This is a genomic window from Streptomyces sp. NPDC000880 (assembly GCF_053599675.1).
The window spans coordinates 1-19,445 of the sequence record NZ_JBSFMS010000033.1 but is presented as its reverse complement, the minus strand read 5'-3'; the positions used below and the strand labels follow the sequence as shown (position 1 = coordinate 19,445).

Below are 19,445 nucleotides of genomic sequence, written 5' to 3'. Positions count from 1 at the left end.
AGGACGACCCCTATGTGTGGAGCAAAGGCCGGCGGCCCCGACGCTTCGACGATCAAGCCCGGTGAGACGACCATCCAGGGCAGCGTGACCCGTGACGGCGAGCCCGTCACCGGTTACGTCCGCCTGCTGGACTCGACGGGCGAGTTCACCGCCGAGGTCCCGACCTCGGCGACCGGACAGTTCCGCTTCTACGCGGCCGAGGGCACGTGGACGGTGCGCGCTCTCGTTCCGGGTGGCACGGCGGACCGCACTGTCGTCGCGCAGACCGGCGGCCTGGCTGAGGTAGCCATCGCCGTTTGATTCACCACGTACCGGCCGAAGGGCCGCACCCCAGGGGTTGGACGCCACTGAACGGGGTGCGGCCCTTCGGTCGTACGCTTGAAGCATGTACGCGCGACGTCGCCACGCCTACTTGTTGCTGATGGGGACGTGCCTGGCGCTCTTCGTCTCCGCCTGGGCCGTGGTGCGCCTGTGGTCCATTCCCGTCGCCGTCGGCATGTGCGTCGTCGCCATGGTCATCCCACCGTTCGCCGCGATGGTCGCGAACCGGCGGGGGCCCGACGACCGCTGGTGGGACGACCCGTCCGGGGACCCCAAGTCCGACGAGTGGTGGGACGAGCTGGACGGCAAGAAGCGCCGCAACAACCAATGAGCGCCGCCAGTAACTGAGCGCCGCGAGGAACTGAGCGCCGTCAGTAGACGAGGGCCTGGACGCCGTCCGGCATGATCTCGCTGACGAAGACCTGCGCGCCCGCGATCCGTACGCCGTCGAGCACATCCTTCTCCGTGATGTCGCGCCGCGCCGCACACTGCGTGCACAGCGTGATCTGCCCCGCGGCCTGGATCGACTCGATCAGATCCGGCAGCGGCGCCGCATGCGGCAGTTCGAACTCCGCCGCCCGCCCCGGCAGCGCGAACCACGCGGACTCGCCGGTCAGCCAGAGCGACACCTCCACTCCGCTGGCCACGGCGACTGCCGCCACCGTGAAGGCCTGCGAGCAGCGCTCGGGCGCGTCCGCGCCGGCGGTCACCTTGATCACGAGCTTCTTCGCCATGCACCGAACTGTAATGGGCGGCCCGTCGCACACACCTCGCAGTCAGGGCGCGGCCCCCACCCATTAGGCTGGGCACGGCCCTTTTCCCGCCCATCGCTCATCCCGAGGAGCACCCGTGCTTGTGGCATTCTTCGAAGCCCTGCTGGTCCTGGTCTGCGTCGGCGTCGCCGCCTTCGCCGGTCTGACCGTGAAGAAGCTGTACCAGGGTCAGCGCTAGTAACACTCGTATCTACAGATCGCCAGAGCTCTCATGATCGAGATTCCGTCCGACCTGAACCCGGACCTCGTCCCCCTCGCCTTCCTCCTCGGCAACTGGGAGGGCGTGGGCGTATCCGACTTCCCCGGCGCCGAGAAGTGCAACTTCGGCCAGGAGGTCACCTTCAGTCACGACGGCCGGGACTTCGTCGAGTACGTCTCGCACACGTGGGTGCTCGACGCCGACGGCAAGAAGGTCCGCCCGCTGGAGTCCGAGTCCGGCTACTGGCGTATCGATTCCGACCGCAAGATCGAAGTCGTCATGGCCCGTGACCAGGGCGTCGTCGAGATCTGGTACGGCGAGCTCGCCGACCAGAAGCCGCAGATCGACCTGGTGACGGACGCGGTGGCGCGCACCGCGGCCTCGGGCCCGTACAGCGGTGGCAAGCGTCTCTACGGCTACGTGAAGGGCGACCTGATGTGGGTGGGCGAGAAGTCCACTCCGGAGGTCCCGCTGCGGCCGTACATGTCGGCGCATCTGAAGAAGGTCGTCTCCCCGGAGCAGGTCGAGGCGTGGGCCAAGGACCTCGGCGACCTCCCCGACGACGGCATCACCTTCTTCAAGTAACCCGAGGCCGATTCAGGCCCGCTCGTCCTCCTTCTCACGGGTCCCCCTACGCGCGCCAGGGCATAGGGGGCGGGTCTGTTGCCGAGCGACACTTCGGGGGGTCCCCGTGGCTCAGCCCCCGCCTACACTGGACGCGTGGTGAGCATCGACTGGAAGAGCGATCTGCGGCAGCGCGGCTACCGGCTGACCCCGCAGCGCCAGCTTGTTCTCGAAGCCGTCGACACCCTTGAGCACGCGACGCCCGACGACATCCTCTCCGAGGTCCGCAAGACCGCGTCCGGCGTGAACATCTCCACCGTCTACCGCACCCTGGAGCTCCTCGAAGAGCTCGACCTGGTATCCCACGCCCACCTCGGGCACGGCGCCCCCACCTACCACCTCGCGGACCGCCACCACCATCTCCACCTGGTCTGCCGGGACTGTACGAACGTGATCGAGGCGGATGTCGCAGTCGCCGCCGACTTCACGGCTAAACTGCGCGAGACCTTCGGCTTCGAGACGGACATGAAGCACTTCGCGATCTTCGGCCGCTGCAAGACGTGTGCTGCTGATGCTTCAACTACCGAGTCGTAGGCTTACCTGTATGAAAAGTCCCCTGCTGTCCCTGCCCGGTGCCGTGGCCGCCGAAGGACCCGACGAAGGTGTGGCCGCGCACTACGGAGATCTGTTCCGCGAGCAGCGCGCCCTCGCTGACGGCACCGGCCTTGTCGACCTCTCGCACCGCGGTGTTGTCACCGTCACCGGTGACGACCGGCTGAGCTGGCTGCATCTGCTGCTCACCCAGCACATGAGCGACCTCCCGGCCGGCCAGGCCACCGAGGCGCTGATCCTCTCCGGGCACGGCCACATCGAGCACGCACTGTATCTCGTCGACGACGGCGAGACGGTCTGGGCGCACGTCGAGCCGGGCACGCAGGAGGCGCTGATCGGCTACCTGGATTCGATGAAGTTCTTCTACCAGGTCGACGTGGCCGACCGCACCGAGGAGTTCGCGGTCGTGCACCTACCCGCGGGCTCCATCGCGCAGGTGCCGGACGGCGCTGTCGTACGCGAGACCCCGTACGGCCGCGATGTGTTTCTGCCGCGCGCCGACCTCGAGTCGTACGCCGCCGAGAACGGCCCGGTCGCCGGAATCCTCGCGTACGAAGCACTGCGCATCGAGACCCACCGCCCCCGTGTCGGCTTCGAGACCGACCACCGCACCATCCCGCACGAGCTGGGCTGGATCGGCAGCGCCGTTCATCTCCAGAAGGGCTGCTACCGCGGCCAGGAGACCGTCGCGCGCGTCCAGAACCTGGGGAAGCCGCCGCGCCGGCTGGTCTTTCTGCACCTGGACGGCAGCGAGGTGCACCTGCCCGGCCCGGGCACCCCGGTCCGGCTCGCGTCGGAGGGTGCGGAGGGCCGTCAGCTGGGCTTTGTGACCACGTCCGCCCGCCACCACGAACTCGGCCCGATCGCGCTGGCGCTGATCAAGCGCAATGTGCCGGTGGACGCGGAGCTGCTGGCGGGCGACACGGCGGCCGCGCAGGAGCCGGTCGTCGAGCCCTGAGCCGGTCGCCGGTCGCCAGGCCTTGAGCCGGTCGTCGAGCGCTAGATCTCCACGATCACCGTGAACGGGCCGTGGTTGGTGAGCGAGACCCGCATGTCCGCCCCGAAGCGGCCCGTCTCCACACGCGCCCCCAGCGCCCGCAGCTGCGCCACCACCTCGTCGACCAGCGGCTCGGCCACATCGCCGGCTGCCGCCGCGTTCCAGGTGGGGCGGCGGCCCTTGCGGGCGTCCCCGTAGAGAGTGAACTGCGAAATCACCAGCAAGGGCGCATTCACATCCGAGCAGGACTTCTCGCCCTCCAGAATCCGGACCGACCAGAGCTTGCGGGCCAGCTGCGCCGCCTTCTCCGTGGTGTCCTCGTGGGTGACTCCCACCAGCACACACAGCCCTTCGCCGACGATCTCGCCGACCGTCTCGCCCGCCACGACGACGCTCGCGCCGTCGACCCTCTGCACCACTGCACGCATACAGACCAACCTATCTGGGGCTGAACGGGTGCAGAGCACCTGCGTCGGGAGGTTCCGGGGTGGCACGATGCAACGAGGCGGTGCTTCCCCCAGGCCCTTCGGGCCTGGGGAGACCCATGCACCGGTCGAGGGGACGGACAACGCATATGAGTACATCTGGCGCCGGGCAGTCGCCCGGTCCCGTATCGATTCCCGCATCGGCTTCCACGTCGATTCCCGCTTTGCCGACAGCCATGGCCTGTGCCGCGCGGCCGCCACTGCAGCGCGGCACGGGCGGCCTGCCGGAACCCCCGCAACACGAACTCCCCACGCTGCGACTGCCGGAGCTGCGCACGCTGCGCCGGGACTCGCACCGCGACGAGGCGGACCTCAGCTATGTGCGGCGGCTGCTGCAGGGTCGGATCGACATTCTGCGGGCCGAGCTGGCCCGGCGCAGCGACCCTCAGACCCCGGTTCTTCCGGAGGCCCCGGTCGTAGACCGCCTGTCGGAGATCCTGGCCGACGCGCCTTCGCGGCACCGCTCGTCCGCCCGCCATGTGACGCTCTCCACGCCGCACAGCGAGGAGTACCGGCGACTGGCCGCCGACATGCTCTCCGAGGTCGAGCTCTCCGACCTGGACGCCCGTACGGACGAGGAGCTGGACGCGGCCATGGGGCGGCTGATCCGCTACGAGCAGCAGGTCTCGCGCCGCCGTCAGTTGCTGCAGCGGACGGCCGACGACTGCAGTGCGGAGATCGCCCGCAGGTACCGTGAAGGCGAAGCACAAGTGGACGACCTGCTTACCTGAAGCGGTTCCGATTCCTTGGAGCCGATCCTTCCGGGAGCGGGTCCCTGCCCCGGAAGGCCGACGATGAGCTCCACCGCCGACCGCACCGCCATACCCCCCGTCCTCGCCGAAGTCGTACGTTCCGGCTTTGTCGAGGGCTATCACCGCGGGTCGCTCGTCGTCCTGGCGGCGGACGGCAGTGTGGAACTCACACTCGGGGACCCGTCCGCGCCGGTCTTCCCGCGCTCCAGCAGCAAGCCCCTGCAGGCCGCCGCCGTACTGCGGGCCGGGCTCGACCTCTCCGGCGAGCGCCTGGCGCTGGCCGCAGCGAGCCACTCGGGCGAAAGCTTTCACCTCGATCTCGTACGCAAGATGCTCGCCGAGCACGGACTGTCGGCGGACGAACTGCAGACTCCGCCGCACCTGCCGCTCGACCCGGTCGAGGCCGAGACATATCTCGCCAGGGGCCAGGTCCGGGACCGGGTCACCATGAACTGCTCCGGCAAGCACGCGGCGATGCTCGCGGCCTGCGCGCTGAACGGGTGGGACCGGAAGAACTATCTGGACCCCGCGCACCCGATCCAGCAGCGGGTCCACGCGGTGGTCGAGGACGCGTCCGGCGAACGGGTCGCGGCCGTCGGCACGGACGGCTGCGGCGCACCGCTGATGGCGATCAGCCTGACCGGCCTGGCGCGCGCCTTCCGCCACTTCGTGCTCGCCCAGCCGGGCTCGGCCGAGCGCCGGGTCGCGGACGCGATGCGTGCCCACCCCGAGTACGTGGCGGGCACGCGCCGCCCCGACACCTGGCTGATGCGCGAGGTGCCGGGCGCGCTCTCCAAGATGGGCGCGGAGGCGGTCCAGGCGGTGGCACTGGCGGACGGCCGCGCGCTGGCCTTCAAAGTCGACGACGGCGCGACGCGGGCGCTGGGCCCGGTGCTGGGCCGTGCGCTCGAGGTGATGGGAGTGGACTCGCCGGTGGTGGGCCGGATCGGGCACATGCCGCTGCTGGGGGGCGGCGTGGAGGTAGGAGCGATCCGCGCGGCGTTCTGAGACATTTTCCCTGGTCGAAACTCGGATGCGGGCCGGTCGGCGTTCGGCCTAGCGTGGGCCGCATGAGTGTCGAAACCCGCGTCATCACCGAGTCCGAGTACCCCGACTGGTTGCGTGCCCTGAACACAGGACTTCTGCGGCCGCCGGTGATCTCGGACGAAGAGGTGACCTCACGCAGGGCGCACACCGACCTGCCGCGGGTGCGCGGCGCGTTCGACGACGGTCGATGTGTGGCGACGTACCGCTCGTTCGCGCAGCAACTCACGGCGGTGGGGGGCGCCGCGCTCCCCGCGAACGCCGTCTCCAACGTCACCGTATCGCCCACACACCGCCGCCGCGGCCTGCTCAGCCGCATGATCACCGCCGACCTCGCCGAGGCGAAGGAGCGCGGCGACATCGTGTCCACGCTGATCGCCGCGGAGTACCCGATCTACGGGCGGTACGGCTACGGTCCCGCCGCCTGGATCACCGAGTGGGCGGTCGACGTCCCGCGCACGGGCCTCGACCGGCGCTGGTCGGGCCCGGATGACGGCGGCCGTATCGACCTGGTGGACGCCACGGACGTACGCAAGCTCGGCCCGGAAATGCATGCACGGCTGGCGGCCAGGCAGCCGGGCGTGGTGAGCCGCGACGACCGCTGGTGGCAGCGCAACACGGGCCAGGCGCAGCTGCCGGGCGAGCCGTGGACGGAGCCGTTCTACGCGGTCTACCGCGCGGCGTCCGGAGAGGTCGAGGGCCTGGTCGCCTACCAGGCGGACGACAAGTGGGGTGAAGCCAAGCAGCCGCTGAACACGGCGACGGTACGCGAACTGCTCGCGCTGACGCCGGCGGCGGAGCGTGCGCTGTGGCACTACGTCTGCTCGGTGGACTGGATCACCACGGTCAAGTCGGGCCACCGCGCCCCGGACGACCTGCTCCCGCAGCTGCTCCCGGACCCGCGGGCGGCGAGGATCCTGACGCACGCGGACTTCTTGTGGGTGCGGATCCTGGATGTGGCGCGGGCGCTGGAGGCGCGTACGTACACGGCTGCCGCGATCCTGGTCCTGGAGGTTCACGACGGGTTGGGCCTCGATGGCGGCCGCTTCCGCCTGGACGCCTCACCGGAGGGCGCAGTCTGCGTGCCCTCGACCGAGTCGCCCGATCTGACCTTGGACGTTCGGGAGTTGGGTGCGCTGTTCCTCGGCGACGAGTCGGCGGTCCGGCTGGCGGCACTGGGCCGCGTGGACGAGGGGACGCCGGGGGCGGCTGCGGTGGCGGACGGGGTGTTCCGTACGCCGAGGCGGCCTTGGTGCCCGGACATCTTCTGACGTCCGGGCGAGCGGCCGGGCGAGCGACCGATCAGGCCGGTCAGGCGCCGGCCTGCACCGCGGGCAGCACCACAAGGATGCCGCCGACGCTGGTGCAGGTGGCGTTCTCGACCTTCAGTCCGATGGTCACCAGGGCGAATCCCAGCGCGGCCACAATGCCGAACCGCCACTGCACATACTGCTCGGCTACGAGGGTGATCAAGGGCATGGCTGTCCCTCCTCATGGGTGGGGAGTGGAGCGGCACAAGGGAAGCGACCGGGATCCGCGAGCGTCACCCGTACGGCGGTGGACGGGTGGGCTGGAGTGTGCGGCGGCGCTTCACCAGCTTGACTGAGTTGGTGACCAACTTCATTGAAGTTGTCCCCACTTGGTTGCAGTTCATAAACAACTTCAAATGAACTTCCGCTAGATGGTTGGAAGTTGTAGCGTTCTGTTGTGACCCATGAGCGCAGTGGAGTGAACGTCACCGTGAACGGCACCAGACCCGCGCCGCCCTCGCCCGGCGAAGTGGCGGGCATCCTCAGCGAGCGCATCCGCAACGGCGTCATGAAGGCCGGTGGCCGGATGCCGACGCAGGAGAGCCTGTCCGACGAGTTCGGCGTGGAGCGGGGAGTGATCCGGCAGGCGCTGCGGCTCCTTGAGGACGCCGGGCTGCTGACCGGCAGGACCAGGGGGGCCCCGGCCCGTATCGCCGAACTCCCGCCCGGCCGGACCGAGGCCGCTGGAGAGCCACAACAGACCGCTGCCGCTCTGGGGCCCCGCATCATGGAGGCTTTCGGGGCGCCCCACGTCAGCATCGACGCGGTCTGTCTGACCGCGGAGTCCCTCAACCTGGCGGTCGCCGAGCCGCTGCAGCTCATCCGCTCGGGCAAGGTCACGCCCGAGACGGTGAAGGTCCGGTTGATGGTGCCCTCGCGCGACTTGAAGCTTGCCTTTCCGCGCCCGGCGGAGGAGAAGTCCGACGACGGCCCACGGGTGCATGAGCAGTGGCTGACCAACCGCAACAACCAAGGCACTTTTCTGCGACACAACCTCCGTGTCCTGCGCAGCACGCGCAGCATCGACGTCGAAGTGACCTTGAAGGCGCTGCCCTTCACCCCGACCACGAAGCTCTATCTGCTCAATGGCTCCGAGGCGCTGTTCGCGTACTACACCGTCAAGCGGCGCGAGGAGCAGTTCGACGACACGCCGATCGAGATCTACGACGCGCTCGGCATGGATTCGATGCTCTTCCGCTTCGAACGGGGCGGGGGAAAGAGGGACGAGGCCTTCGTGACGCAGTCACAGGCGTGGTTCGATGGTCTGTGGGGGACGATCGCCACGGAGATCACGCTCGACAACTGATCGTCGCAGCACCAGCTTCAATCCTTCACCGATGTGAACATTTCCGCACCTCCTCAACTGCGCTACTGCCAACGGCAGTTACGGGCAGTATGAGGAGTGACGGCACAGGCAAGCCGCCCTCTGCCCCGACGGACGGAGCGACGTGACTGACTCGCACGTGACGACAGACCCGCGCGAACTCCTCGCCATGGCCAAGTGCGTCCTTTTCGATTTTGACGGCCCCTTGTGTCACCTGTTCGGCCGGCACCCGGCACCGGGAATCGCCGACCGGCTCAGAGCCTGGGCCGTGCCGCATTTCCCGGATGACGTGATGGTGACCTGGCAATCCTTTGACGACCCTCAGGCCATCCTGAGTGGAGCCGCCAGGGTGGAGCAGAGTGGCGCGGTGGTGAAGGAGCTGGAGCAGATGCTCACTTCGGAGGAGCTCCTGGCGGCGGCGACGGCGACCGCGACCGAGGGCGCGGACGAGTTGATACGCCGGCTCAGCACAGCCGGTACCAAACTTGCTATTACGACGAACAACTCCGCGAGGGCGGTGCTGCAGTATCTCGAACGTGAGGGGCTCGAGGGGTTCTTCGGCGAGCACGTGCACGGCCGTATGCCCGACCCGCAATTGCTCAAGCCGGATCCGGACTGCCTCAAACGGGCGCTGAAGACCACCGGCGCGACCGCGACCGAATCCCTGATGATCGGGGACTCGGTCGCGGACTACGAGGCTGCCAAGAGCCTCGAAGTGCCCTTTCTCGGCTACGCGCGTAACAAGGCGACGCGCGGACGGCTGGCGGGCGCAGGTGCGCAGGTCATCGTCGGCAGCATCTCCGAGCTGCTGCCGGTTCCCGAGGCCGTCACCCCCGGTCCACGGGGGGAATGACTTTTTCCTGGGCGCCCTCGGAGTCACGAGAGGAGCGGTAGCCGGGGTGAGGCGTACCTCGAGCAGCTACTCCTACTGTTCGATTTGCGCTGGTCAAACGCGGCGGAGTCGTTGCTGCTCGGAGAGTGACATCGCCGAATGCTGTCCCAGCAGCACCAGCCGGGAGTGTAACTTCCTCAGATCAGTCACTGATCCGGACCACCATCCGAGGGCACCAGCGATGAAAGTCGACGAGGCATCCGAGGTTCGCCGGCGAGCCGCCGGGCTGAGCAGAGATGGCCAGGAAGTCGAGGGGCCTCTCAAGGGGTACCACCATGAGGCGTACGCCTTCCCACTCCCTGCCGAGAACCAGCTGAGCGCACGCTTCGCGCGTGGCAAACTCCGTGAACCGCGTCCTGGGCTGCTCTGGTTCGACCGCAGATGCTTCGAATCCGAGGAGCGCCTGCTCGTCGCGTTGCAGGACCGGATCGAGCGGATTCCGGGGTGCGTCGATCTCGGGGACTTCCACCTGCAGGGGTTCATCGAAGGCAGGACGCTCGGCAGCGGCCCGCTGCGCGGCCGGACGCTCTCGACTCGGCACATCGGCCAACTCTGCCAACTTTTCCGTGAGTTGGTCGCGATCAAGACGGATGAGTTCGACAAGGTTGAACGTATCTGCCATCCCGACGACCGGTCGCCGGACGGCGACTCGACCGCGTTCCTGGACCGGTTGATCCACTTCACCGAGCGCCAGGTCTACGTCCGCCACGCCGACCGGTACGGCACGCTCTTTGAGGAGCTCGGCGTGTGCGGCGCGGCGTTGGAGAGGCTCAGGGCGCAAGGGGAGCAGCTCACGGACCGCCCGTTCGTGCTGATCCATGGCGACCTGCACTGGCACAACTTCATCGTGGACGGCCCTGGCGATCTGTGGACCATCGACTGGGAGCTCGCCATGATCGGAGATCCGCTCTACGAGCTGGCCACCCACCTCCATCTGATGCGCTACCCGGAGCGCGAGGAGGTCCGTATCGCCAAACTGTGGCAGGCGGAGGTGGAGTGCGTCCTCCCGGGGAGTTCGCTGAACTGGCACCGGGATCTCCCGCACCTGCTCGCATACAAGCGGACGCAGTCCGTCTTCACCGATGTGATTCGAACGGCGCTGGCACTGGGCCCCGGCCCGGAACCGAACTGGCGGATGCTGCCGCGCGCGGCCTGGAAGCTCCAACGGGCCCTGGCGGCGGCACAGGAACCGCTGGCCCTGCGGAGTGTGCCTACGCTCCGCCAGGTGATGTCCGCGTACACGAGCTGGTTCCGGTCGTCGGCGGCACGGTCCGCGTGCTGACGTTCGAGCGCTCATGATGCTGCGGCCGGTCATCGTGAGCGCGGGTGTGAGCACGGCGGGTGCGAGTACGTCAGGCATGGGTCGGCTCCTTGCCGGTGGCGGAGGCTCCGGTTACGGCGTTGCTGGGCGCAGTGTGGGTCAGGGCCAGGAACACGTCGTCCAGCGTCGCCGTGTGCAGCGCGAAGCGCGCCACGTCACGGCGTTCCGGGTCGACCTCGTCCAGGAGAGCGCGGACCTGGGCCGCCGTGCCGTCCGTCGGGAGGCCGAGGGTGAGCGTCTCGGGGGAGCGGTGGACCGCGTGTGACTCGAGCCGCCAGTACGCCGCCGTGTTGTTGAGTACGAGGTCGAGGCGGTGGCCGGCGACCCGGGCCTTGAGTTCGTGCGCCGTGCCCTCCGCCACCAGCCGTCCGCCGTCGACGACCGCGATGCGGTCCGCCAGGCGGTCGGCCTCCTCCAGATACTGAGTGGTGAGGAAGACCGTGGCGCCGCGCGTCGAGAGGTCGCGCACCACCTGCCAGAGCTCCTGACGGCTGCGCGGGTCGAGGCCGGTCGTCGGCTCGTCCAGGAAAACGACCTCCGGGTCGCCGACCAGGCCGGCCGCGAGGTCGAGGCGGCGGCGCATCCCGCCCGAGTACGTCCCGGTCTGGCGGCGGCCCGCGTCGTTGAGGTCGAACCGTTCGAGGAGTTCGGCCGCGCGGCTGCGGGCAGCCGCGCGGGACAGGCCGCTGAGGCGGGCCATCATGCGGAGGTTCTCCTCGCCCGTCTGCTTCTCGTCGATCGCGGCGAACTGGCCGGTCAGGCTGATGGCGCGGCGCACGCGGGCGCGGTCGTCGACGACGTCGTACCCGGCGACGCGCGCGTGGCCCGCGTCGGCGGTGGTGAGGGTGGCGAGGATTCGCACGGTCGTGGTCTTGCCGGCGCCGTTCGGGCCGAGCAGGGCGAAGACGGCGCCGCGCTCGACGCGCAGGTCGACGCCGTCGAGGACTCTGACTTTTCCGTAGGCCTTGGTGAGGCCGGTGGCCTCGATGGCCGGTGACTGGGTCATGGGTTGCCGCACTCCCCTTCTGCGTATGACATACGCATTACTGTGTAAGGGTTACGCATTACTAGGATGTGCGTCAGGCGGGAGATGCCGGGGGGCGGGAGAAAGCGGAGAGTGATGGCGGCGCACGGCAGCGGCGGCAAGACCGGTACGGGCGGTGCTCGCGGCAAGACCGGTACCGGCCGCACGGGCAGTACTCGCGGCGAGAGCGGCTTGCCCGCCAGCATTGAAGCCGCATGGGGCCTGCGCGAACGCCCCGCGAAGGGGCCGAAGCCGGGACTCAGCCTGCACCGGATCGTCGAGGCGGCGGTGGGCGTCGCGGCGGCGGAAGGGCTCGCGGCGGTCTCCATGGGGCGGGTCGCCAAGGAGTTGGGCGTCTCGACGATGTCGCTGTACCGGTACGTCGCCGCGAAGGACGAGCTCTACATCCTGATGCAGGAGGCGGTGTGGGGCCCGCCGCCGGCCCCGCCGGAGCCCGGCGGTGGCTGGCGGGAGGCGCTCGCGGCCTGGGCCTGGGCGCAGCGCGAGGTGTTCCACCGGAACCTGTGGGTGCTGCGCATCCCGGTCTCGGGTCCGCCCGCCACACCCAACTCGGTGGCCTGGTGGGAGCGGGGTCTCGTCGCGCTGGAGGAGACGGGACTGAGTGAGGGCGAGAAGATCTCTGTGATCCTTCTGGTCAGCGGCTTTGTACGGAACGAGGCGCTGCTGATGGCGGACCTGGACGCAGCGATCGAGGCGAGCGGCGGCTCGCCGGAGGAGGTCATGCGCCGGTACGCCACCACTCTGAAGCGCCTGGCGGACCCGGCCCGCTTTCCGGCGGTGGCGCGGATGCTGGAGTCCGAGGTGATGTACGAACCGGACGAGCCGGACTTCGAGTTCGGCTTCGGCCTGGACCGCGTGCTGGACGGGATCGAGGTCCTGATCCACAAGCGTCGGGGGTGAGGGGGCGGGGGTTGCCCGCTCCCTCCCCGCCCCCTCACCCCCACCCGCTCACGTCGTCAGCAGCACCTTCCCCCGCAGCCCCCGCTCCTCGATCGCCGCGTGTGCCTCCGATGCCCGTTCCAGGGGGAACTCGCCGCCGATCACCGGGTGCAGGCGCCCCGCCGATGCCTCCGTCAGGGCCTTGGCCGCCAGGCGGACGTACTCCTCGTCCGACAGTTGGACGTCGCTGATGCCGAGCAGTCTGATGCCCCGGCGCTCCGCCTCCGCCGCGTCCACCGGGGCGAAGTCGCCCGTCGCCGCGCCGTGGGCCGAGAAGCGGCCGCCGTCCGCCGTCAGGGGGAAGGCCGCCAGGCCCAGGTCGCCGCCGACGCCGTCCAGGACCACGTCGGCGCCCGACGGGCCAAGGGCCGTACGGGCCAGGGCGACCCAGTCGGGGGACGTGGCGTCCACCACCGCGTCGGCGCCCAAGTCCCGTACCAGGGACGTCTTCAGCTCGCCCCGTGCCACCCCAACGACCTCCGCACCCGCGGCCTTCGCCAGCTGGACCAGCAGCGTGCCCATGCCGCCCGAGGCGCCCAGGATCAGCACCCGGTCGCCCGTCCCCAGGCCGGTGGACTCCAGGAGCGCCGTCGCGGTGACGCCGTCGTGTACCAAGGCCGCCGCCTCGCGCAGCTCCAGGCCGTCCGGGACGGGGACCAGTTTGGCCACTGAGGCCACCGCCTGCTCCGCGTAGCCGCCGCTGAAGCCGAGCGAAGTGATCACGCGGCGGCCGATCCATGCCTCGTCCACCCCCTCGCCGACCGCTCGTACCGTGCCGGCGATGCCGCCGCCCGGTACGTACGGCGGCTGGACCGGGAAGTGCTTGCCGAAGGTGCCGGACCGGATCTGCGTCTCCACGAAAATCGTGTCCACCGCAAAGACGGCGACGACCGCCTCCCCCGGACCCGCCACCGGATCCGGGACCTCGGTCGTGACCAGTACCTCCGGGCCTCCGAACTCCTTGACCTGTGCCACGCGCATGCCGCCCACTCCTCAACTCGATAGCTTGCCGGAAGTCTGAAACCTCGAGTGTGCTTGAGGTCAATTGGCCAACTGGTCGGCTGTGGGTGCGTACGCTCGGAGCCATGAGCGGTGAGATGGGCCTCCGGGAACGCAAGAAGCAGCAGACATACCAAGCAATCTCGGACGCGGCGATCGCTCTCTTTCTCGAGAAGGGCTTCGACCGGGTCTCCGTCGCAGAGGTCGCGGCCGCCGCCGACGTCTCCAAGCCGACCCTCTTCCGGTACTTCCCCGCCAAGGAGGACCTCGCGCTGCACCGGTTCGCCGACCACGAGGACGAGGCGGCCCGCGTCGTCGCCGCCCGGCCGCCCGGGATCTCCCCGCTGGACGCCCTGCACAGGCACTTCCTCGACGGCCTGGAGCGGTCCGATCCGGTGACCGGACTCAGCGACGACGAGGCTGTACTCGCCTATCACCGGCTGCTGTACGGGACGCCAAGTCTTCTCGCGCGGCTGTACGCGTACCAGGGCAGGTCGGAGGATGCGCTGGCCGCAGCCCTCGGCGGCGGTCTTCGCGCGCGGCTGGCCGCCGGCCAGATCGTCGCCGTACAGCGGATCCTCGCCGAGGAGAACTGGCGGCGGATCGCGGCGGGGGAGAGCGCCGACGCGGTCCGCCCGGGCGCCGTGGCCGCTGCTCGGCTCGCCTTCGACCAGTTGCGCGAAGGCCTCGCATAGTCACTAACAGAATCGCTAACGGGCCTCGGTTAAACATGTGACTAAGTTGCGTTATTCTCGACGGAATGACGGCACTCGACGATGACCTCAGCCAGGATCCGAACCCGGATTTGAACCCGGAACTGAACCAGGAACGGACCTACCACGAGGCCTGCCGCGCCGCCCTCACCGGCATGGTCGACGCCGCGGCCACCCGCGTCGTCACCGGCGAGAACGCATTCGCCTCCGGCGCCGACGCCGAAGTCCTCGGTTACCAACTCCGCAGTTGGGCCAAGGAGTTGGCCGAAGAGCCGGACAGCCCGCTCTTCTTCGGCCGCCTCGACCACCAGGACGGCCAGAGCTACCACATCGGCCGCCGTCGCATCACCGAACACCCCTCCGCCCCGCCCCTCGTCGTCGACTGGCGCGCCCCCGTCTCGCGCACCTTCTACCAGGCGAGCGCCCGCGACCCGCAGGGCGTCGCCGTTCGCCGCCGCTTCGGCTGGGCCCCGTTCAGCAAGGGCGACCCCGGCGACCTCACCAGCCTGGAGGACGAGCGACTGGCCGCCGGGGAGTCGGCCACGAGCGCCATCCTGGCCGGAGAGATCGAGCGCCCCCGCGTCGGCCCGATGCGCGACATCGCCGCCACCATCCAGCCCGAGCAGGACAATCTCGTACGGTCCGAACTCGCCGAATCCGTCTGTGTGCAGGGCGCCCCCGGCACCGGCAAGACCGCGGTCGGTCTGCATCGCGCCGCGTACCTCCTCTACACCTACCCCCAGCGCATCCAGCGCGGCGGACTGCTGATCCTCGGCCCCAACCGCACCTTCCTCTCGTACATCGCCGAAGTGCTTCCCTCGCTCGGCGAGATCGGCATCCGGCAGTCGACCGTCGACGACGAGATCGCCCGCCACGAGGTGCGGGCGCGGGACAGCGACGCCGCCGTGGCCGTCAAGCACGATGCTCGGATGGCCGCCGTGCTGCACCGCGCGCTGTACGAGAGGGTCGCGTCGCCCGCCGAACCGGTCGCCGTCCCCGACGGCTCGTACCGCTGGCGCATCCCGCTCGACGAGCTGGAGCGGATCGTTGCCGAAGTGCGCGCGGAAGCCCCGCCGTACGCCGTCGGGCGCGAACGCGTCCGCACCCGCGCCGTACGCGCCATCCAGCTCCAGGCGGAGCGCCGGTCCGGGCCGGTGAGCAACACCTGGGTGCAGAAGATCGGCAGGGCCCGCGCGGTCTCCGCCTTCGTCGACGCCGTCTGGCCTCGTACGCAGCCGGAGGAGGTGCTGGCGGCCCTGCTCACCGACCCCGCCGACCCGCTGCTTGCGCCGCAGGAGCGGGACGCGATCCGCTGGACGAAGCCCCCGCGCTCGTACAGGTCGGCGAAGTGGACGGCGGCCGACCTCGTACTCCTCGACGAACTCGCGGGCCTGATCGAACGCCCCGAGGGCTACGGCCATATCGTCGTCGACGAGGCGCAGGACCTCTCCCCGATGCAGTGCCGCGCGATCGCCCGCCGGGCCGGATTCGGCTCGCTGACGGTGCTTGGAGACCTTGCCCAGGGCACCACACCGTGGGCCGCCCGCAGCTGGCCCGAGCAGCTGGCGCACCTCGGCAAGGAGCAGGCGGTGGTGGTCCCGCTGACGGCCGGGTTCCGGGTCCCTGCGGTGATCGTGCGCCTCGCCAACCGGCTGGTCCCTGCGCTCGGCGTCGACGTGCCGCTCGGCCGGTCCCTGCGCGGGGAGGGCGAGTTGACGATTCGTAAGGTCGACGACCTGGCCGCGGCGACAGTCGACGCGGTACGGGCGGCGCTGGCCCACGAGGGCTCGGTCGGGGTGATCGCGGACGAGCCGGAGACGCACCGGCTGCGCGCCGCGCTCGCGGCGGCGGGCATCGCGACCGCGGCCGCCGACGACCTCGCCGCCGAGGCGCGCGTCACCGTGCTTCCCGCGACGGTCGCCAAGGGCCTGGAGTACGACCATGTCGTCATCGCCGAACCGGCGGCGATCACCGCGGCGGAGGCACGCGGCCTGCACCGGCTGTACGTCGTCCTCACCCGGGCCGTCTCCCGGCTGGACGTGCTGCACAGCCGTCCGCTGCCGTCCGAATTCGGCTTGGAATAGGGCGTGTTGGTCGCAGTCCGTCAGACGCCGACCGTCCCGTCGATTCCCTCGCGGAGGAAGTCGGCGTGGCCGTTGTGGCGGGCGTACTCGTGGATCAGGTGCAGCATCACCAGCCGGAGCGACACGTCCTCGCCCCACTTCGCCTGGTAGCCGGTCACGTCGAGCGACGGGGCCCGCTCCTCGATCCGGCGGGCGTGCTCGACCTCCGTCTGCCAGGCCTCGAACGCCTCCGCGCGCGTGGACTCGCCCGCGTCGTACGCCACTTGGTAGTCGCCCTCGTCCGACCAGACGTACGGGATGTCCTCCCCGTTGATCACCCGGCGGAACCAGGCGCGCTCCACCTCGGCCATGTGCCGCACCAGACCGAGCAGACAGAGCGTGGAGGGCGGCATCGACTGCAGGCGCAGTTGCTCGTCGGAGAGGCCCTCGGTCTTCATGGCGAGCGTCGCGCGGTGGTAGTCGAGGAAGGCACGCAGCGTCTCGCGCTCGCCTGCGGTCGGGGGCGGGCCTACGCGTTCGACGGTCACGGCGGATTCCTTTCGAAGGCAATGGTGACGGTGACGGCGACGGTACAGCGCGGGCCCCGCCGGGTTCGCCGTGGCCGCAGTCACCGTCGCGCTGCTTCTTCCCTCGATGCGGGCATCGCGTGTGAAGAGCTGAGCCCCGCCGGAAAGTTGGTGTGGTGCGCCGGTCACATTCTCCCGTCGGGTTCCGTCGGTGTAGTGACGACTAACTTCCTGAGGGAGAGCAATCATGCAGGCACGGATGAACAACGCTGGCCGACCGGCCCGACGCGGTACCGGACCAGATCTGGGACGACGCCGCCGATCACTACGACGAGCGGCAGCTCGCGGCCATCATCCTGATGATCGGTGTGACCAACCTCTTCAACCGCCTCAACGCCACCACCAGGCAGCCTGCCGGCGCGACCTGGTAGTCGAGCGAAGGGCGGCGCGGTCATCTTGAGCTGTCACGGTGACCGCGCCCCGGCCGACCAGGAGCGGACTGGCCGACCAGGAGCGGACTTCGCGGCCCCGCGGAAAGCCGCGAGCATATGCGCCAGGCGGCGCGCGCCGCCCACGAGAACCTCGCGGAGGCACGCCGGTTCGTACGCGGTCTGGCCCCGCACGCGCTGGAGGCGGCTCGCTGACCGACACGCTGGGACGGACCTCCGGCGCGAGACTGCGCGGCTCCGCCAGGACGAGCCGTTCTTCCCGGCGGCGTTCGCGGCCTTGGAAGCGATCACTGCCGGCAAGGGCGACGGACGACTTCTGGCAGGCCATCGCGCCGTTCTTCTACGGCCGCTGGGACGAGAAGGCTCAAGCCCATCAGGCTGCTGAGGACGGGCAGAAGAACAAGGAGGCCGCGACTGCCTTCGGCGCCGAAGGCGCTTTCGACCCGCATGCCACCCGCACGGCGCTCGCACTGTTCGGGCCACCGGTGCTACTGCTGGCCGAGGAGGTTGATCTGGCAGCGCCCCTCATCGCACGATGGCCGAGTTCACCGGGCTGTTTCCGAACGCCAAGCTCGTCGTTCAGCCCGGAGCCGGACACTTCCCATGGCTCGACGATGCCGACCGGTTCGTGGCGACCACCGCGGCGTTCCTGGTGTCCTTTGACAATCAACTTAGTCCACATCAATCAGCTGACCTGGGCGGACTTACTTCGATGTCCAAGGATGGTGGCGGAGGTACGTGATGAACGGGAGCCCGGGGCGCGCCCGGCCCACCACGGAGGCTCTTGGTGGCGGCATCGTCGCAGCTGTACCAGGCCCGGGCCAAGGCCCGAAGCCCTTAACCACACGGCCTTGGCGGAGTGGCTTCGTGGAATCCGGCCACGGAGCCTCCGCAAAACCCGTTTGGCGGACCACGGCGACCACTGCTACCTTCGCGGAGGCCGTGCGAGAGAACGAGGAGGTGGTACCCGTGAACGTATTCACTTGGGTGCTCTCCTCTGGGGTCACGGTCGGGCGATAGGTCGTCCGGGAGCGCCGTTTCTGAGCCCTCCCGAAAGGCACGACCATGCACTTCACTTCTGAACAGCGTCTCGACGACGGCGTCATCGAGCGCGAATTCACCCTCGGCGAGATCCCCGGCATCCTGTGGACGCCCGCATCCGCACCGGCGCCGCTGATCCTGCTTGGCCACCCCCCACTCGGACTGCACAAGATGTACCCCCGACTGGTGGCGCGGGCCCGGCACGCCGCGGCGGATGGCTTCGCCGCGGCCACCATCGAGCTCCCCGGGAGCGGTGACCGGCCCCGTTGGGCCGCCGCCGAGCAGGTCCGCGCCGACCTGCGCCGGGCGATGGAGGCCGGCGAGCCGGTCGGCGACGAGATCGTCGACGCCCTCATCCTTCCGCTGGTCGAAAAGGCGGTCCCGGAATGGCAAGCTGCCCTGGACGCCCTCCTGTCGCTGCCCGAGATCGGCGGCCCAGTCGGGTACTCGGGGGGAGTGATCTCCATCGGCATCCGGCTTGCGGTGGTCGAGCCGCGCATCGTGGCCGCCGGTTTCTTCGCCGGGAGTTTCGTGCCACGCGCCATGTTCGACGAGGCCCGGCAGGTCACCATTCCGCTGCATGTCCTGCTGCAGTGGGACGACGAAGGGAACGACCGGCAGGCAGCCCTGGACCTGTTCGACGCCTTCGGCTCCAAGGAGAAGTCCCTGCACGCCAACATGGGCGGGCACACCGGCGTCCCGCAGTTTGCGGGAGACGCCGCAGCCCAGTTCTTCACCCGGCATCTGCGCTAGCCACGGGTCGGCCCCGCTGCCAGGCCAGTAGACGGTAGGCGGTACCGGCCAGCACGCCACTCATCAACGACAGGCCCGGGCCCTCCTCGATGGCGTTGGCCAGCAGCTGCACGACCGCCCCGATCGCGGCGGTACCGGCCAACGGCGGTACCGGGCGGTCGGGGCGGCGCGAGGGACTACAACCCCCGTGAGAAGGCAGCCGGAGAGGTTCAGGCGGCTTGACTAAACCTCGATCCACCGGCGTGGTTTGAGAGTGATCTTCAGACCGGTTTCTTATCCGGTTTGGGTCGGTGTCCGGGGATGGGCGGGTGGTATCCGCTGG

At 69.5% G+C, this 19,445-nt stretch carries 22 protein-coding genes and 1 pseudogene; 17 read left to right on the top strand and 6 right to left on the bottom strand.

The window, feature by feature from the left end; translation table 11 throughout:
• The first annotated feature begins 12 nt into the window (after positions 1-12).
• Complete coding sequence (locus ACWDO5_RS13990) at positions 13-300, top strand: DUF1416 domain-containing protein (RefSeq protein ID WP_018101653.1); 288 nt, start codon at positions 13-15, stop codon at positions 298-300.
• Positions 301-385: 85 nt separating this feature from the next.
• Positions 386-652: a DUF3099 domain-containing protein gene (locus ACWDO5_RS13985; protein ID WP_450530523.1), complete on the top strand. Its 267-nt coding sequence runs from the start codon at positions 386-388 to the stop codon at positions 650-652.
• Positions 653-692: 40 nt separating this feature from the next.
• Here ACWDO5_RS13985 and ACWDO5_RS13980 read toward each other — a convergent pair whose 3' ends face one another.
• Positions 693-1,055, bottom strand: coding sequence for a DsrE family protein (locus ACWDO5_RS13980; RefSeq protein WP_450530522.1), 363 nt, complete (start codon positions 1,053-1,055; stop codon positions 693-695).
• A gap of 250 nt (positions 1,056-1,305) precedes the next feature.
• On the opposite strand from ACWDO5_RS13980, the gene ACWDO5_RS13975 reads away from it, so the two are divergent.
• The 3 genes from ACWDO5_RS13975 (at position 1,306) to ygfZ (ending at position 3,427) form a co-directional block, all read left to right on the top strand.
• On the top strand, positions 1,306-1,878 hold the full coding sequence (locus ACWDO5_RS13975; protein WP_450530521.1) for an FABP family protein: 573 nt from the start codon (positions 1,306-1,308) through the stop codon (positions 1,876-1,878).
• Between the two features lie 135 nt (positions 1,879-2,013).
• Positions 2,014-2,451 (top strand): Fur family transcriptional regulator, encoded by a 438-nt coding sequence (locus tag ACWDO5_RS13970; protein ID WP_450530520.1) that lies wholly within the window; start codon positions 2,014-2,016, stop codon positions 2,449-2,451.
• 10 nt (positions 2,452-2,461) lie between these two features.
• Positions 2,462-3,427, top strand: a complete 966-nt coding sequence (gene ygfZ / locus ACWDO5_RS13965) for a CAF17-like 4Fe-4S cluster assembly/insertion protein YgfZ (protein WP_450530519.1) — start codon at positions 2,462-2,464, stop codon at positions 3,425-3,427.
• 41 nt (positions 3,428-3,468) lie between these two features.
• Here the strand turns inward: ygfZ and dtd are convergent, their stop codons facing one another.
• Positions 3,469-3,894, bottom strand: a complete 426-nt coding sequence (gene dtd / locus ACWDO5_RS13960) for a D-aminoacyl-tRNA deacylase (protein ID WP_450530518.1) — start codon at positions 3,892-3,894, stop codon at positions 3,469-3,471.
• A 146-nt stretch (positions 3,895-4,040) separates the two neighbouring features.
• On the opposite strand from dtd, the gene ACWDO5_RS13955 reads away from it, so the two are divergent.
• The 3 genes from ACWDO5_RS13955 to ACWDO5_RS13945 all read left to right on the top strand — a co-directional run bounded on the left by ACWDO5_RS13955 (position 4,041) and on the right by ACWDO5_RS13945 (position 7,018).
• Positions 4,041-4,682: an RsiG family protein gene (locus tag ACWDO5_RS13955; RefSeq protein WP_450530517.1), complete on the top strand. Its 642-nt coding sequence runs from the start codon at positions 4,041-4,043 to the stop codon at positions 4,680-4,682.
• 63 nt (positions 4,683-4,745) lie between these two features.
• Entirely contained in the window at positions 4,746-5,711 is a 966-nt protein-coding gene (locus ACWDO5_RS13950) for an asparaginase (protein WP_450530516.1), read from the top strand.
• 62 nt (positions 5,712-5,773) lie between these two features.
• Positions 5,774-7,018, top strand: a complete 1,245-nt coding sequence (locus tag ACWDO5_RS13945; RefSeq protein WP_450530515.1) for a GNAT family N-acetyltransferase — start codon at positions 5,774-5,776, stop codon at positions 7,016-7,018.
• 40 nt (positions 7,019-7,058) lie between these two features.
• Here ACWDO5_RS13945 and ACWDO5_RS13940 read toward each other — a convergent pair whose 3' ends face one another.
• Positions 7,059-7,226, bottom strand: coding sequence for a hypothetical protein (locus ACWDO5_RS13940; protein ID WP_450530514.1), 168 nt, complete (start codon positions 7,224-7,226; stop codon positions 7,059-7,061).
• A 228-nt stretch (positions 7,227-7,454) separates the two neighbouring features.
• Here ACWDO5_RS13940 and ACWDO5_RS13935 point away from each other — a divergent pair, with 228 nt between their 5' ends.
• From ACWDO5_RS13935 to ACWDO5_RS13925, 3 genes are all read left to right on the top strand, one after another.
• Positions 7,455-8,363, top strand: a complete 909-nt coding sequence (locus ACWDO5_RS13935; protein ID WP_450530513.1) for a winged helix-turn-helix domain-containing protein — start codon at positions 7,455-7,457, stop codon at positions 8,361-8,363.
• Between the two features lie 142 nt (positions 8,364-8,505).
• Complete coding sequence (locus ACWDO5_RS13930; protein ID WP_450530512.1) at positions 8,506-9,234, top strand: HAD family hydrolase; 729 nt, start codon at positions 8,506-8,508, stop codon at positions 9,232-9,234.
• A 220-nt stretch (positions 9,235-9,454) separates the two neighbouring features.
• Positions 9,455-10,555 (top strand): phosphotransferase, encoded by a 1,101-nt coding sequence (locus tag ACWDO5_RS13925; RefSeq protein WP_450530511.1) that lies wholly within the window; start codon positions 9,455-9,457, stop codon positions 10,553-10,555.
• A gap of 70 nt (positions 10,556-10,625) precedes the next feature.
• Here the strand turns inward: ACWDO5_RS13925 and ACWDO5_RS13920 are convergent, their stop codons facing one another.
• Complete coding sequence (locus ACWDO5_RS13920) at positions 10,626-11,600, bottom strand: ATP-binding cassette domain-containing protein (protein WP_450530510.1); 975 nt, start codon at positions 11,598-11,600, stop codon at positions 10,626-10,628.
• A gap of 114 nt (positions 11,601-11,714) precedes the next feature.
• Between ACWDO5_RS13920 and ACWDO5_RS13915 the strand changes: the two genes are divergently transcribed.
• Positions 11,715-12,539 (top strand): TetR/AcrR family transcriptional regulator, encoded by an 825-nt coding sequence (locus ACWDO5_RS13915; RefSeq protein WP_450530509.1) that lies wholly within the window; start codon positions 11,715-11,717, stop codon positions 12,537-12,539.
• Between the two features lie 48 nt (positions 12,540-12,587).
• Here ACWDO5_RS13915 and ACWDO5_RS13910 read toward each other — a convergent pair whose 3' ends face one another.
• On the bottom strand, positions 12,588-13,559 hold the full coding sequence (locus ACWDO5_RS13910; RefSeq protein ID WP_450530508.1) for a zinc-binding dehydrogenase: 972 nt from the start codon (positions 13,557-13,559) through the stop codon (positions 12,588-12,590).
• A 104-nt stretch (positions 13,560-13,663) separates the two neighbouring features.
• Here ACWDO5_RS13910 and ACWDO5_RS13905 point away from each other — a divergent pair, with 104 nt between their 5' ends.
• Positions 13,664-14,272: a TetR family transcriptional regulator gene (locus tag ACWDO5_RS13905; RefSeq protein WP_450530507.1), complete on the top strand. Its 609-nt coding sequence runs from the start codon at positions 13,664-13,666 to the stop codon at positions 14,270-14,272.
• Positions 14,273-14,337: 65 nt separating this feature from the next.
• The gene (locus tag ACWDO5_RS13900) at positions 14,338-16,374 is read left to right on the top strand and encodes a HelD family protein (protein WP_450530506.1); all 2,037 of its coding nucleotides are present in this window, start codon (positions 14,338-14,340) and stop codon (positions 16,372-16,374) included.
• Positions 16,375-16,394: 20 nt separating this feature from the next.
• On the opposite strand, the gene ACWDO5_RS13895 is transcribed toward ACWDO5_RS13900, so the two are convergent.
• Positions 16,395-16,901 carry a DinB family protein gene (locus tag ACWDO5_RS13895; RefSeq protein ID WP_450530505.1) on the bottom strand — a complete coding sequence of 169 codons (507 nt, stop codon included), beginning with the start codon at positions 16,899-16,901 and terminating at the stop codon, positions 16,395-16,397.
• Positions 16,902-17,143: 242 nt separating this feature from the next.
• On the opposite strand from ACWDO5_RS13895, the pseudogene ACWDO5_RS13890 reads away from it, so the two are divergent.
• From ACWDO5_RS13890 to ACWDO5_RS13880, 3 genes and pseudogenes are all read left to right on the top strand, one after another.
• A pseudogene (locus ACWDO5_RS13890) lies at positions 17,144-17,311 on the top strand (carboxymuconolactone decarboxylase family protein); the annotation flags it as partial.
• A gap of 553 nt (positions 17,312-17,864) precedes the next feature.
• Positions 17,865-18,071 carry an alpha/beta fold hydrolase gene (locus ACWDO5_RS13885; RefSeq protein WP_450530504.1) on the top strand — a complete coding sequence of 69 codons (207 nt, stop codon included), beginning with the start codon at positions 17,865-17,867 and terminating at the stop codon, positions 18,069-18,071.
• Positions 18,072-18,394: 323 nt separating this feature from the next.
• Positions 18,395-19,123, top strand: a complete 729-nt coding sequence (locus ACWDO5_RS13880) for an alpha/beta hydrolase (protein ID WP_450530503.1) — start codon at positions 18,395-18,397, stop codon at positions 19,121-19,123.
• Positions 19,124-19,445: the final 322 nt, after the last annotated feature.

Excerpts from the sequence above, each read along its gene's own strand:
- ACWDO5_RS13990 (WP_018101653.1), top strand. The coding sequence starts at position 13 with ATGTGTGGAGCAAAGGCCGGCGGCCCCGACGCTTCGACGATCAAGCCC.
- ACWDO5_RS13985 (WP_450530523.1), top strand. The coding sequence starts at position 386 with ATGTACGCGCGACGTCGCCACGCCTACTTGTTGCTGATGGGGACGTGC.
- ACWDO5_RS13980 (WP_450530522.1), bottom strand. The coding sequence starts at position 1,055 with ATGGCGAAGAAGCTCGTGATCAAGGTGACCGCCGGCGCGGACGCGCCC.
- ACWDO5_RS13975 (WP_450530521.1), top strand. The coding sequence starts at position 1,306 with ATGATCGAGATTCCGTCCGACCTGAACCCGGACCTCGTCCCCCTCGCC.
- ygfZ (WP_450530519.1), top strand. The coding sequence starts at position 2,462 with ATGAAAAGTCCCCTGCTGTCCCTGCCCGGTGCCGTGGCCGCCGAAGGA.
- dtd (WP_450530518.1), bottom strand. The coding sequence starts at position 3,894 with ATGCGTGCAGTGGTGCAGAGGGTCGACGGCGCGAGCGTCGTCGTGGCG.
- ACWDO5_RS13955 (WP_450530517.1), top strand. The coding sequence starts at position 4,041 with ATGAGTACATCTGGCGCCGGGCAGTCGCCCGGTCCCGTATCGATTCCC.
- ACWDO5_RS13950 (WP_450530516.1), top strand. The coding sequence starts at position 4,746 with ATGAGCTCCACCGCCGACCGCACCGCCATACCCCCCGTCCTCGCCGAA.
- ACWDO5_RS13945 (WP_450530515.1), top strand. The coding sequence starts at position 5,774 with ATGAGTGTCGAAACCCGCGTCATCACCGAGTCCGAGTACCCCGACTGG.
- ACWDO5_RS13940 (WP_450530514.1), bottom strand. The coding sequence starts at position 7,226 with ATGCCCTTGATCACCCTCGTAGCCGAGCAGTATGTGCAGTGGCGGTTC.
- ACWDO5_RS13925 (WP_450530511.1), top strand. The coding sequence starts at position 9,455 with ATGAAAGTCGACGAGGCATCCGAGGTTCGCCGGCGAGCCGCCGGGCTG.
- ACWDO5_RS13920 (WP_450530510.1), bottom strand. The coding sequence starts at position 11,600 with ATGACCCAGTCACCGGCCATCGAGGCCACCGGCCTCACCAAGGCCTAC.
- ACWDO5_RS13915 (WP_450530509.1), top strand. The coding sequence starts at position 11,715 with ATGGCGGCGCACGGCAGCGGCGGCAAGACCGGTACGGGCGGTGCTCGC.
- ACWDO5_RS13910 (WP_450530508.1), bottom strand. The coding sequence starts at position 13,559 with ATGCGCGTGGCACAGGTCAAGGAGTTCGGAGGCCCGGAGGTACTGGTC.
- ACWDO5_RS13905 (WP_450530507.1), top strand. The coding sequence starts at position 13,664 with ATGAGCGGTGAGATGGGCCTCCGGGAACGCAAGAAGCAGCAGACATAC.
- ACWDO5_RS13900 (WP_450530506.1), top strand. The coding sequence starts at position 14,338 with ATGACGGCACTCGACGATGACCTCAGCCAGGATCCGAACCCGGATTTG.
- ACWDO5_RS13885 (WP_450530504.1), top strand. The coding sequence starts at position 17,865 with ATGGCCGAGTTCACCGGGCTGTTTCCGAACGCCAAGCTCGTCGTTCAG.
- ACWDO5_RS13880 (WP_450530503.1), top strand. The coding sequence starts at position 18,395 with ATGCACTTCACTTCTGAACAGCGTCTCGACGACGGCGTCATCGAGCGC.